Origin of the sequence: Chitinophaga sp. H8 (genome assembly GCF_040567655.1) — a bacterium.
Classification (GTDB): domain Bacteria; phylum Bacteroidota; class Bacteroidia; order Chitinophagales; family Chitinophagaceae; genus Chitinophaga; species Chitinophaga defluvii.
Genome location: NZ_JBEXAC010000002.1, coordinates 3,137,045 through 3,151,293, shown reverse-complemented (window position 1 = coordinate 3,151,293; position 14,249 = coordinate 3,137,045). Strand labels below are relative to the sequence as shown.

Sequence of the window (14,249 nt, the reverse complement as noted above, 5' to 3'; positions counted from 1 at the left end):
ATAAATAAAATATATGCCCCATTCGCATTAAATATTTTCATCAATCAGGCAATTGAAAAATGGATGCACAAATGTGCGTTTCCCCCGGAACAAGGCATGTGTTTCGCGGCAAACCTAATGCTGTGCATACTTGCGAAATAGTTCACCTTTTTGTGAGATTCTTTTTCCACACCTGTTAAGAACTTTATCTCCCCTCCCTGTTAATCGTGCTTACATTTGCGATAGTTCTTACATTTTGCTGCTTTGGTTCCCGGTTGATACCGGGATTAATAGGGAATCGTGTGGAAATCACGAGCAGACGCGCTACTGTGATCCCGATTCCGTGCGCAAACGGTTTATGGTACCGGATACAAAGCCACTGTTTATCAATAGGTAAATGGGAAGGCATCCGGATACAGGGACAGCCAGGAGACCTGCCAAAACAGCCAAAATTTGTCAAAACCTTCGCGAGTTAAGGTATTGACGAAAGTGACATCCCCACCTCACAGTAGGATAGTTATCTTCCGTCGGGCCACCTTCTCTCTGCAGTTAACCATAAAATATTTTAACGTATGAACTACGAAAACGAAGTTTTACTCCGGGAGAACAAAGATCGGTTTGTGATATTGCCCATTAACTATCCCAAAATATGGGACATGTATAAAAAGCATGAAGCCAGTTTCTGGACGGCAGAAGAGATTGACCTGAGTGGAGATCTGAAGGATTGGGCCGGGCTGAATGATGGTGAACGTCATTTTATTTCACATGTACTGGCATTCTTTGCTGCCAGCGATGGTATCGTAAATGAAAACCTGGCTGTCAACTTCATGAGAGAAGTGCAATTACCGGAAGCTCGCTGCTTTTATGGTTTCCAGATCATGATGGAAAATATTCACTCTGAAACTTACGCACTGCTGATCGATACTTATGTGAAAGATCCTGCTGAAAAAGACAGACTTTTTCATGCCATTGAAACAGTACCTGCTGTTAAAAGAAAAGCAGAATGGGCATTACGCTGGATCGAAAACGGCAACTTTGCACAACGTCTGGTAGCTTTTGCGGCAGTAGAGGGGATTTTCTTCAGCGGCAGCTTCTGCTCCCTCTTCTGGTTAAAGAAAAGAGGATTAATGCCAGGCCTTACTTTCTCTAATGAACTGATCAGCCGGGATGAAGGATTGCATTGCGAATTTGCATGTCAGCTCTATAGTATGCTGGAACAAAAACTGCCGGAAGATGAAGTACGTGAACTGATCAGGGATGCAGTAGAAATTGAAAAGGATTTTATCGTGAACGCACTACCGGTAGACCTTATCGGTATGAATAGCCGTCTTATGTCTCAATACATTGAATTCGTAGCAGACAGATGGCTGGGCGAACTCGGATGTGCTAAAATGTTTAATACCCCCAACCCATTTGATTTCATGGAAATGATTTCATTACAGGGTAAAACCAATTTCTTTGAAAAACGCGTAGGTGACTACCAGAAGTCCGGTGTAATGGGCGGCGGCAGCAAAGAATCACAAACCTTTAGTTTAGAAGAAGACTTTTAAATAAGCCGTTAGCTATTGGCCATCAGTGTTTGGCTAATAGCTAACAGCCAAAAGCTAATCGCTATTTCTTTTACCCATTAAATTCAATACCCATGTTTGTCATAAAAAGAGACGGCAGAAAAGAAGCCGTTAAATTTGATAAAATCACTGCACGCATTGAAAAACTGTGCTACGGATTTAATCCGGAATATGTAGATGCCATTGACGTTGCTAAAAAAGTGATCCAGGGGTTGTATGACGGTGTAAGTACTACAGAACTGGATAACCTGGCTGCAGAAACAGCAGCTTCCCTTACCACAAAACATCCTGACTACGCCTTGCTGGCTTCCCGCATTGCCGTAAGCAATCTCCATAAAAATACCATCAAGTCGTTTTCCAAAACGATGAAGAAACTATATGAATATGTGGATCCCAAAACCAACAAACCAGCTGCTTTGCTGGCGGATGATGTATGGGAGATCATTAAAAAGAATGCAGACATTCTGGACTCCAACATCATTTATGACCGTGACTTTGCTTTTGACTACTTCGGTTTCAAAACGCTGGAACGTTCTTACCTGCTGAAACTGGATGGGAAAGTGGCAGAACGTCCGCAGCATATGTTCATGCGGGTATCTGTTGGTATCCATAAAGATGATATTGAAGCAGCTATTAAAACATATAACCTGATGAGTGAGCGCTGGTTTACACATGCCACGCCTACCCTCTTTAACGCAGGTACACCTAAGCCACAGATGTCTTCCTGCTTCCTGCTCACCATGCAAGGTGATAGCATAGAAGGTATTTATGATACCCTTAAACAAACCGCTAAAATCTCCCAGAGCGCCGGTGGTATTGGTCTTAGCATTCATAATATCCGCGCTACAGGATCTTATATCAGTGGTACCAATGGTACCTCAAATGGCATCATCCCCATGCTGCGCGTATTTAACGATACCGCCCGTTATGTAGATCAGGGTGGTGGTAAACGTAAAGGTGCTTTTGCAATTTACCTGGAACCATGGCATGCAGATGTATTTGAATTCCTGGATCTCCGCAAAAATCACGGTAAGGAAGAAATGCGTGCACGTGACCTCTTCTATGCATTGTGGATGCCTGATCTGTTTATGAAACGTGTAGAAGAAAATGGTGAATGGTCCCTGTTCTGCCCACACGAAGCACCAGGATTACATGAATGCTGGGGTGAAGCCTTTGAAGCATTATATACGCAGTACGAACAGGAAGGCCGTGCGCGTAAAAAAGTAAAAGCACAGGATCTCTGGTTTGCTATTCTGGATGCACAGATTGAAACAGGTACTCCTTACCTGCTGTATAAAGATGCGGCCAATCGTAAATCTAACCAGCAGAACCTGGGCACCATCAAAAGCTCCAACCTCTGCACAGAAATCATTGAATATACAGATGCAAATGAAGTAGCCGTTTGTAACCTGGCTTCACTTGCACTTCCCCGCTTTGTGATCGATGGTCAGTTTGATCATCAGAAATTATTTGATGTAACCTACCAGGCTACTATCAATCTGAATAAGATCATTGATAATAACTATTATCCGGTAGATGAAGCAGAACGCTCTAACCTACGCCACCGTCCTATTGGACTTGGTGTACAGGGCCTGGCAGATGCCTTCATCCTGATGCGTTATCCATTTGAAAGCGATGCTGCCAAACAATTAAATAAGGAAATTTTCGAAACTATTTACTTTGCTGGCCTTACCGCTTCTAAGGACCTGGCTGCAAAAGATGGGGCTTACCAAACATATCCCGGCTCTCCGGTATCCAAAGGTATCCTCCAGTTCGATATGTGGGGTGTAGAACCCACTGCCCGTTGGAACTGGGAGGCACTGAAAGCTGAAATACAACAACATGGGGTACGTAATTCCCTGCTGTTAGCACCAATGCCTACAGCGTCTACTTCTCAGATCTTAGGGAACAACGAGTGCTTCGAACCTTATACCTCCAATATCTATACCCGCAGGGTATTAAGTGGGGAGTTTGTAGTAGTAAATAAACACCTCCTGAAAGATCTGGTGGAACTGGGACTCTGGGATAATGATATGAAGAATAAAATCATTACCGCTAATGGTTCTATCCAAAATATCCAGGAAATTCCTACCAACATAAAAGAACTGTATAAAACAGTATGGGAAATAAAACAGCGTAATCTGATCGACATGGCGGCGGACAGAGGTGCATATATCTGTCAATCTCAATCACTGAACCTGTTTGTAGATACCCCTACTGCTGCGAAACTAACTTCCATGCACTTTTACGCCTGGAAAAAAGGCCTCAAAACAGGCATGTACTACCTGCGTACACAAGCTGCGACCCAAGCGGTACAGTTTACAGTAGAGAAACAAGGTGGCCAGCAAATGGAACCTGTGGTAGCTGCTCAACCTGTATCACTGGAAGATATTCCGGAAGGTGCAGTTTGCACCATGGAAGAAGGCTGTGTTACCTGCAGTGCTTAATATGAAACTGAAATAGTTTAAATAAATAGAGGGCTGACTTTTCCAAGTCAGCCCTCTATGTTTACATATGATGATTATCGTCCTATTCCTCTTCTTCAAACCCCCATGCTTCCAGTAAAGTGTTAAACTGTGCTTCCGGCAAACTACGCTGTGCATAATGTCCGGCTACTGTTTTCTGACGCATCGCTTCATAAATGGTTACTGCACAGGCCACTGAAATATTCAGTGAGCGGATAATTCCCATTTGGGGAATAATAAAATTTCCATCCGCCAGAGCTCTTACCTCCTCACTTACCCCTCCATGTTCATTACCAAATACCAATGCAATGGACCCTGTAAAATCTATTTCATAAAGTCCTACCGAATCGGCTGCCAGATGAGTAGTTAAAATGGTTTGATATTTTGCCCGCAATGCAGTCATACAGGCGGCTACATCTGTAAACTGATGCACTGTCAGCCACTTATAAGCACTGCTGGAGCTTCGGAATCCCCATCGTTTATGTTTCGGCGCTTTCGTAGTTATTACATATATTTCCTGTATCCCTACAGCGTCACAGGTACGCATCACCGCAGAAATGTTATGCGGATCTTCAACATTCTCCAATACCACCGTTAAATTAGCCTGACGGCGGTTTAAAACTGTCAATAATTTTTCCCTGCGTTCTGGTGTCATAATAGATAACAATATATTTTTTCAACTGCAAAACTAAGAAACTATTCCCGAAAGGGCTACCGTAGCCCTGTTTCATACCTATGCATTCCAAATTTCAACTTTACTTATTACCTTCACACAGTTTAAAAAATTTCTTTCTATGTTTAAAAGAATATTGAAAATTGTGATGATTGTAGTGGCAGTATTAATACTCGCTGCTATTGCCATCCCTTACTTCTTTAAGAATCAGATTGTAGCCAGGGTAAAAACTGAACTCAACAAACATCTGACAGCCAAGGTTGATTTTAAAGATGTGGATATCAGCTTGTTCCGGCATTTCCCCAAATTATCAGTAGCACTGGAAGAACTTCAGATTATTAATATGCCCCCTTTTGATGGCGACACGCTGCTGGCAGTAAAAAAAATAGATGTGGCCCTGAACCTGATGAGTGTCATCAAGGGTGGAAACATGGAAATCTACAATATCGCCCTGCAGCAGCCTCGTATACATGCTATTGTAAACCGCGACGGAGCAGCCAACTGGGATATCACCAAACCAGATACCACAACTGCAGCTTCAGCCGACACCAGCCAGCAACAATTCTCTTTAAACCTGCAACAATATAAAATTGAAGATGCCTACATCAATTATGATGACCAGCAGGGAAATATGCAATTAATCGTAGATGGACTAACACATCAGGGGAAAGGCGACTTTACACAGGATCAGTTTACCCTGCAAACCACTACACTCGCTAATGCACTGACATTCAAATATGGTCTGATTCCCTATCTGGCCAATACCCGTACTCAACTGGATGCAGATATACAAATTGATAATACCAGCAACACCTACACTTTCAAAAATGGTAAAGCTGTACTCAACAATCTGGAACTGGCGCTACAGGGATTTTTCAAACTGGTGAATGATTCTACCTATGGAATGGATATGAGCTTTAAAGCTCCTTCTACCCAATTTAAGGACCTCCTTTCCCTGGTACCTGCTATTTATAAACAGGATTTTTCCAAAATAAAAACAGAAGGTACTGCTGCATTTGATGGTTTTGTAAAAGGCACTTATGCTCCTGCACAAATGCCAGCTTTTGGATTAAACCTGGCGGTAAAAGACGGCTTCTTCCAATATCCCGACCTGCCTAAACCAGTAAAGAATATCCAATTGGCCCTTAAAATTACAAATCCTGATGGTGTACCCGACCATACCATTGTAGACATGCCTTCCGGCCATCTGGAAATGGATAATACACCACTGGATATGCGGTTGCTGATAAAAACACCTGTGTCCGACTTATACATTGATGGTGCTGCGAAGGGTAAACTGGATCTTTCCAAAGTAACCCAGTTTGTAAAGCTGGAAAACGGCACACAATTAACCGGTCTGCTGGATGCCGACATGACCGCTAAGGGTAATATGAGTGCTATTGAAAAACAGCAGTATGATCGTTTTTATGCAGCAGGTGTCTTACAGTTAAGTAACATGCTTTACAAGAGCAAAGATTATCCGGATGGTGTTAAAATAAACAACCTGTTGCTGCACTTTAATCCTAAAAATGTAGCGGTGCAACAACTCAACGGGCAATACCTGGGTACTAATTTTGAGGCTATCGGAGAAGTGAATAACCTGCTGGCATATATGTTTAAGAATGCGCCACTGGATGGGAAACTATCCGCAAAAGCAGATGAAATTAATCTGGATAAATGGATGGGCACTACTACTGCTGCACCTGAAGGAAATACAGCTGCAAAAACTGATACCGCTGCAGCAATGCCCTTTGCCGTCCCCTCCAATCTTGACTTCAGCATTCAGGCGGCAGTAAATAAAGTACATTACGACAAGTTGGATATGGCCAATCTCTCCGGCACCCTGTTGCTGAAAGATGAAACAGTTACCATGCAACAATTAAAGGCGAATGCCCTCCAGGGTAGTATGGAAATAAATGGAAGCTACAGCACCAGAAACAGTAAAGTGAATCCAGACATCAACGTGTCTTATAATGTGCAAAATCTCGATGTTCAACAAACATTTACTGCATTTAATACCGTTCAGAAACTGATGCCTATTGCTCAATTCCTGTCTGGTAAAATATCTTCCCAGCTAACGCTGCAGGGTAAGCTGGGTAAAGACATGAGCCCCATCCTGACCAGTCTTAATGGAGCGGGCAATTTATTGCTGATAGAAGGCTTCCTTAAGAAATTTGAGCCGGTTGACCAACTGGCTAACCAGCTGAACATCAGCCAATTAAAAGATATTTCACTCCGGGACATAAAAAACTATTTCTCATTTGAAAATGGTCGGGTGCAGGTGAATCCTTTTACAGTGAAAGTTAATGGTTTACAAATGCTTATCGGAGGTTCCCATGGATTTGATCAGAGCCTGGATTATACCTTACAACTGGCCTTACCCCGCAGTATAATGGGTAGCCAGGGGAATACCCTGATCAACAACCTGGTTACACAAGCCCAAAGCAAAGGGATTCCGGTAAATGTGAGCGATAGCATTCACCTGCAGGTATTAATGGCAGGCAATATCATGAAACCTACGCTTAAAACAGACCTCCGGGAAACGGCCAACCGTACCGTGGATAATTTGAAATCCCAGGCCACAGAACTGGTAAAAAACAAAATCGATACCGTTAAAAATGCGGTAAAAGATACCCTGCAACAAGTAAAACAACAAGCTGCCAATGCGTTGAAAGATGAGATCAAAAAGCAGCTCACTGGTGATAAAGACAGTGCGCAGACCGGACAAAAACCATTGCAGCAGGCTGGTAAACAGGCAGAACAAACATTAAAGAACACCTTTAATAACCTGCTTAAAAAGAAAAATAATACCGCAGATACTACGAAACACTAACTGAACTACTATCAACAGGAGAAGAGAAGAGGAGAAAGTATCCGGCAAGCTGTTTTCTCCTCTTCTTTTTACCCTTTCCTTGTTTTTTCGTAACTTTTAAGTGTATAACTCACTTAAAACCAGTGAAAAATGAAGGAGTTTCTGCATAGCACCTACTGCAATGCCAGTTTACTTGCAGCCATCATCTTCCTGTTTATGGGGTTCTTTATCCATCGTTATCCACCCCGTAGTACCAAAACCTGGTATGGATACCGTAGCGAGCTTTCTACCAAAAATACGGCCATGTGGCATGCTGGCAATAGATATGCTGCTTACATATCCCGCCGTATCGGCATTATCTTACTGCTCACCGGTATAGCCTGTGCCCTCTTCTTTGATCAGCAAACCCAGGTGTTTTATTACATTACTGTAGGGGCCGTTATTATCGGGGTACTCTATATGGTAGGATTTACGGAGTGGAAACTGGCTCAGGAATTTGATGAAACCGGTACTAAAAAGTAATTTTTACCATTTATACCCCTTAAATCCCCCCATTTACCCCCTTTTTTTTGCCTATAGCTAAAATGGACAAATTATAATCCGGGAATTTCAGGAACTTAGCAAAATGGTTTACCGCCTGCGTAAATTTCAATTATGAGAAGTCCGGAACAACATATGACACATGCTGAACTCATGGAAATGGTCTCTGAAGGGGTCATTGAAAACTATGTCTTTGGTTTTGCCACACCGGAAGAGGCTTCCCACTTGCGGATACAAGCAAATATTCACCCCTGGCTGCAAACAGAAATTGAACGGGTAGAGCTTAGCCTGGAACAATTGGCTTTTGCAGAGGCACCACTTCCACCGGTGCATATCAAGCAGCAGCTCATGCACAGGATATACCAGGAAAGCAGCAGTTATGAGCCGGTTACTCCAGCAGAGGACTACGGATATGATTACGCTCCCACTACCAATAATCACATTACAGTAGACAAAAACTGGCGTATAGTGCTGATCGCACTACTTACCGTTATTACCCTGTCTTTTATCGCAGGGGTTTATTTCTATTTCAAATCAGCAGGCTATTAAGCCTATTTACTGGAGGTCTGTCCTACATATTATCCCGGTCTTATCTATATCCTTTTCCCTTTCCACATTCCCTATCCGTTTTTTATCCCCTTTTTACCTGCTGCATCCATTTTGACAGGCATGCCCGATTTGGATGAGGTGGAACTTTCTATTCCTTTATAGTAACCTTTATAAAATGAACTGATTGTTTTTTTTATATTACACTATATATATGCAAGGGTTCCACTTGATGAAGGATATTCAACATATTAGCAGTGACCTGTTTGCCCGTCTGGCGCAAGACGATGAAGAGGCATTTACACAGATCGTTCATTTTTTTTATAAGAAAATGCTCCCGGTTGCTATTTCATTGGTCAGATCTGAAACAATAGCACGGGACATCATGCAGGATGTATTTTTGAAGTTATGGCTAAACAGAGCTTTAATGACGACTATTGAAAATCCGGCTGCATGGTTGCATGTGGTTGTGTCTAATACTACTTCCAATTACATCCGGGCGCAACTCCGGTATGACCTGCGGGTGAAAAACTCAATGGCAGATACCCCGGATACAGCGGAGATATGGACAGATGTAGATGCCAGATTTACCCAATCGCTTATAGATGAGGCGATCGGCGAATTACCTGCAAAGAGAAAGCTGATATTCCTGTTGAGCCGGCGGGAAGGGCTTTCCCGAAAAGAAATAGCCACGAGGTTAAGCATTTCAGAAAATACTGTACGGAACCAACTGACGGATGCTTTGCAATTTATCCAGGAGCATCTGAAAAGTAAAGGCGTATTTTTTATCCCTTCTATGATCCTTCTGCAAAACTGGTTGCAATAATTTTTTTTCTCCGGGTAGTACATTCATGGAAGCTGCGGTGTCAATGTATGTATGGAGAATAATATCCGACTGAATTACCTTTTACAAGGCCACATTGCAGCCAGCCTTTCCGATGAGGAAAAGCTGCAGCTCGTCCAATTACTGAACGATCCGGAACAATTAAAGATCTGGAATGAACTGATAAGTGAATTATATCAGAAAAATACGGATGATGGCATAAATGTGAATGAAGAAGAAATCGTAAAACTGGTACAGTTTATCTTAAAATCTCCCCATCAGGCACAAGAAAATATCACTGCTGCCGCTGATGATCTCCCGGCTCAGGTAAATGAACCATTGCTCAGCACTTCTACAGCAGATACCGCTATGGTACCTGCCCGTCGCCGCATCCATTTACTGAAAACCAACTGGTTCCGCTATGCTGCCGCTGTTTTGATACTCATCTTTGCTGGTGGCTATCTTTATTATCACCATACTTCCAAACAACCAATAGCCATTAACATCCATCCGGTCCACTCATCAAGGGATATACTCCCCGGATCGGATAAGGCTACGCTTACATTAAGTAATGGAAAAAAGATTGTATTGGATTCCTCTGCCAGCCAAATGATCAATGATGGCGACCTGGGGATCGGTAATAAAGACGGTACCCTTATTTATGGTAAATCAACTGTTGTTTCCTACAACACCCTGAGTACGCCCAAAGGCGGACAATATAAACTTGCATTGCCGGATGGCACCAATGTACTGCTGAATGCAGCCAGTAGCATCACCTATCCCACTTCCTTTCAGGGTAATAGCCGCATAGTAAGCATTACCGGAGAAGCCTACTTTGAAGTAACCCGGGACCCTATGAAACCATTTACAGTTAAAACCTATAAAGATGAGATTGTCGTGTTGGGCACTTCTTTTAATGTGAATAGCTATACCGATGAACCGGATGTAAAAACATCACTTTTAGAAGGGGCCGTACATGTTAATAATATAGTACTGAAACCAGGAGAAGCCTGTATGGGTGGAAAAATAACCACTACCGATCTTCAAAAGGACCTGGCCTGGAAAAACGGCGTGTTCAACTTTCATCATGTTAAGTTAAGGGATGCCATGCGCCAGCTGGCACGCTGGTATGATGTGGAGGTCCGTTATGAGGGAAAACATATGGATGTTGAACTTGGCGGGGAAATCAGCCGTAGCCTGACACTTAAACAGTTGTTGTCCGGCCTGGAAGACAAAGACGTGCATTTTAGCTTAAATGGAAGAATACTTACTGTAATTCAATAAATAAACAACCAAATGGACTTTTCAGGTTGACCGAAAAAAGAACCGGATCCTGCTTGCGACAGGATCCGGAGAAAGTTTCTGGTCAACATAACAAAAACTCAGGCATTAAGGAGTCTCTTCATTCGTCAACCAAAAAACCATACAAAAGTATGCAATTAACTGCTTTTATCCGCAGAAGGTTTAACGCGAGCGGATCTATCACCAAAATCATGCACGTTATGCAACTCACCCCTATTTTTTTACTAGGGCTTTGTTTAAACGTGGCAGCAAACGGGCTGGCACAAACAATGACTTTTTCCGGTACAGATGTCCCGCTGGAGAAAGTGTTTACTGCAGTCAAACAACAAACCGGTTACTTCGTCAGTTACAAAGTAAACCAGATCAGAGGCACCAAACCGGTTACCATCAACGCAAAGGAAGTACCACTGGAAACTTTCCTCCAGCGGATCCTAAAAGATCAGGCGCTCGAATTTACCATTGCGGTAAATACGATCTTTATCAAGAAAAAGGAAGCAGCACATTCCCCGGACATCAACCGGTTAATCCCCTTACCCGATCCGGCTATGCTTAATGTCAGGGTCAGGGGAACGGTATCGGATGAAAAAGGACAGCCGCTGGTGGGTGTTACCGTGGCCGTAAAAGGAACCAGCAAAGGGACTACTACGGATGGAGCCGGCCGGTTTCAGTTGTCCATCGATGGAGAACAGGAAGTAGAGCTGGAATTCTCTATTATCGGGTACCAGCTAAAAACGGTTAAAACAGGCAGCCAGACAGACTTAAGGGTTACGATGGTGGAACTGGTTTCCAAACTAAGCGATGTAGTAGTCGTAGCCTATGGTACACAGAAGAAGTCATCCGTAACAGCGGCCGTTTCCTCCTTAAAGGGAAAAGACGTTGCTTCCACACCGGTTACTAACCTGGGCAACAGCCTGGCTGGTCGCGTGCCGGGTGTAATTCTCCGGCAAAATAACGGAGAACCGGGTAATGACGGCTCTGATATCTATATCAGAGGTATTTCTTCTACCGGAGCCAACCAGCCTTTGCTGATTGTGGATGGTATCCCCAGAGACTTCAAACAACTGGACCCCAACACCATTGAATCATTCACGGTGTTAAAGGATGCTGCTGCCGTAGCTCCCTATGGGGTGGCTGCCGCCAACGGTGTAATCCTGGTAACTACTAAAAGCGGAAAACTAGGTGCGCCCACCGTTACTTATAATGGATATGTAGGCTTTCAGAATCCCACCGTATTCCCCCATTATGTAAACGGTTACCAATATGGTGTATTGCAGAATGCAGCAGCAAAAAATGCCGGACTGCCACTGCCCTACTCCGATTACGCGCTCCAGAAACTGAAAGATGGCTCTGACCCGGATGCATATCCCAATCCTGATGTCTACAATGATATCATCCAGAAAAATGCTATTCTAACAAACCATAATATCGAAGTTTCCGGTGGTACCGACAAAGTAAAATATTACGGTAGTTTTGGTTACCAGCTGCAGAAAGGTATGTGGCCGGCTACCAACAATAAAAAATACAACCTCAACCTTAATTTAAGCGCACAGGTTACCAATACCACAAGGATTACCTTTGGCATAAATGGCCGGGTACAAAATGCCAACTACCCATCTATCACTACCGGGCGTCTTTTTGAGTTGATTGGTTATACACATACCTCCAATGGCCCTTTATATTTCAGCAATGGAGTACCAGGTACTTATATTACCTCCAGCCTGTTAAACAGCGGCTATAATAAAATCAATACTACAGCCTTGTATTCTCAATTGTCCATCGATCAGGATCTCTCTTTTATCCCTGGCTTAAAAGCAAAGGTTACGGTGGCATATGATCCTACAATCGTAATGAACAAACTCTGGAGAATACCCATTCACAAAGGTACTGTGGATACTACCAAGCACCCTTATGTGATTACAGACGGAATTTTTGAGCAAACAAAATCCTCGCTGGACCAGAACACCTCTATGGCGCATCAGCTTACCTATCAGGGATCTTTGAGTTATGGAAAAGGATTTGGGAAAAGCAATATCAGTGCCCTGGCATTGTTTGAAGCGAAAAGTAATTCATCGCTCAGTCTTGGTGCTTCCAGAAGAAATTACAACCTGTCTATCGACGAGATTGGTATGGGTAGTTCCAGCGCTGCTGATATGACTACTTCCGGAACCTCTACGCAGGCCAGACAGGTGGGATTGGTATATCGGGTTACCTACGACTATTCCAATAAATATTTATTCGAAGCCAGCGGAAGATATGATGGAAGTTATTACTTCGCTCCCGGTCACCGGTTTGGTTTCTTTCCGGCATTTTCTGTTGGCTGGCGCTTGTCTGAAGAAAATTTCATGAAGAACAGCACCTGGGTTAATAACCTGAAGATCAGGGGATCATATGGTGAAGTAGGCGCTCTTGCAGGATCTGCTTTTCAGTTCCTGAGCACCTTCGGGGTTTATGGACCGGCTTATGTTATCGGTGGACAGGCTGTACAGGCCACCAGAGAACGGAATGAGAACAACCCTAATATCACGTGGGAAAGAGCGAAGAAAAGCGACATTGGTATTGAGGCTACTTTGTGGGGAGGATGGTTAACAATAGAAGCCGACTACTTTTATGAAAAAAGGTCGAACATGCTGATGAACCCTGACGTGATCGTACCTGCAGAGTATGGAATAGGACTGAGCCAGGTAAATGCAGGGGTAATGAAAAATCAGGGTATTGACCTCTCCCTGGGATCTTCCTATACGGTTTCCAAAGATCTCCAGATATCGCTCAGTGGGAACTTTACCTATGCAAAAAATACCTTGCTGAAAGTATTTGAAACAAGTACCACCTACAATAATCCTAACCGCAGAATAACCGGCAAACCCCTTGGAACACAGTTTGGCTATCATGCGCTGGGCTTCTTCCAGTTGGACGATTTTAAAGCTGATGGAGAATTGAAAGAAGGAATAGCTACACAGCCCTGGGGCAAAGTGCAACCTGGTGATATCCGGTACGAGGATATAAATGGGGATGGAAAGATCAACGACAATGATCTCACAAAAATCGGAAATCCGGTAGTTCCTCAGATTCTTTTTGGCATCACGCCTTCCGTGCGTTATAAATCGTTCACACTGGATGTATTATTCCAGGGGGCAGCCAAAACAAGCCTTTACCTGGACCGGCAGAACGCCTGGGCATTCCACAATGGTATGTCTGCGCTGGTGGAAAACATGAATTACTGGACACCTGAGAATCCAAATGCACTGAATCCCCGGATCACTTCCGGTCCTACCACCAACAATACACAGGTATCTTCTTTCTGGATGAAAAATGGCAGTTATGTACGTGTAAAAAGCGCTACGCTTTCCTATACCATTCCCCCTGCTATATCAAAGAAAATCGGCAGTCAGCATGCAAGAGCTTATGTGTCAGGTCAGAATATTTTTACCTGGACCAAACTGAAAAACTTTGATCCAGAAAGCACTGCCCCGTATTCCAATCTCTATCCACAACAAAAAGTTGTTAGTGTAGGGGTTAATATCATCTTTTAAGAATTTTAAAA

9 protein-coding genes and 1 riboswitch are annotated in these 14,249 nt (G+C 43.3%); of the genes, 8 read left to right on the top strand and 1 reads right to left on the bottom strand.

Annotated features, from left to right (window positions below):
* Positions 1–227: 227 nt before the first annotated feature.
* Positions 228–435: riboswitch (cobalamin riboswitch) on the top strand.
* A gap of 116 nt (positions 436–551) precedes the next feature.
* On the top strand, positions 552–1,529 hold the full coding sequence (locus ABR189_RS26575; protein ID WP_354663530.1) for a ribonucleoside-diphosphate reductase small subunit: 978 nt from the start codon (positions 552–554) through the stop codon (positions 1,527–1,529).
* Positions 1,530–1,621: 92 nt separating this feature from the next.
* Positions 1,622–3,994: a ribonucleoside-diphosphate reductase subunit alpha gene (locus ABR189_RS26570; protein WP_354663529.1), complete on the top strand. Its 2,373-nt coding sequence runs from the start codon at positions 1,622–1,624 to the stop codon at positions 3,992–3,994.
* Between the two features lie 82 nt (positions 3,995–4,076).
* Here ABR189_RS26570 and ABR189_RS26565 read toward each other — a convergent pair whose 3' ends face one another.
* The gene (locus ABR189_RS26565; RefSeq protein ID WP_354663528.1) at positions 4,077–4,667 is read right to left on the bottom strand and encodes a TrmH family RNA methyltransferase; all 591 of its coding nucleotides are present in this window, start codon (positions 4,665–4,667) and stop codon (positions 4,077–4,079) included.
* Between the two features lie 139 nt (positions 4,668–4,806).
* Between ABR189_RS26565 and ABR189_RS26560 the strand changes: the two genes are divergently transcribed.
* The 6 genes from ABR189_RS26560 (at position 4,807) to ABR189_RS26535 (ending at position 14,238) form a co-directional block, all read left to right on the top strand.
* Positions 4,807–7,518 carry an AsmA family protein gene (locus tag ABR189_RS26560; RefSeq protein ID WP_354663527.1) on the top strand — a complete coding sequence of 904 codons (2,712 nt, stop codon included), beginning with the start codon at positions 4,807–4,809 and terminating at the stop codon, positions 7,516–7,518.
* Positions 7,519–7,647: 129 nt separating this feature from the next.
* Positions 7,648–8,019, top strand: coding sequence for an SdpI family protein (locus tag ABR189_RS26555; RefSeq protein ID WP_354663526.1), 372 nt, complete (start codon positions 7,648–7,650; stop codon positions 8,017–8,019).
* A 132-nt stretch (positions 8,020–8,151) separates the two neighbouring features.
* Entirely contained in the window at positions 8,152–8,586 is a 435-nt protein-coding gene (locus ABR189_RS26550; protein ID WP_354663525.1) for a hypothetical protein, read from the top strand.
* A gap of 211 nt (positions 8,587–8,797) precedes the next feature.
* Positions 8,798–9,409, top strand: coding sequence for an RNA polymerase sigma-70 factor (locus ABR189_RS26545; RefSeq protein WP_354663524.1), 612 nt, complete (start codon positions 8,798–8,800; stop codon positions 9,407–9,409).
* A 51-nt stretch (positions 9,410–9,460) separates the two neighbouring features.
* Positions 9,461–10,690: a FecR family protein gene (locus ABR189_RS26540; RefSeq protein WP_354663523.1), complete on the top strand. Its 1,230-nt coding sequence runs from the start codon at positions 9,461–9,463 to the stop codon at positions 10,688–10,690.
* Between the two features lie 149 nt (positions 10,691–10,839).
* On the top strand, positions 10,840–14,238 hold the full coding sequence (locus tag ABR189_RS26535; protein ID WP_354663522.1) for a TonB-dependent receptor: 3,399 nt from the start codon (positions 10,840–10,842) through the stop codon (positions 14,236–14,238).
* Positions 14,239–14,249: the final 11 nt, after the last annotated feature.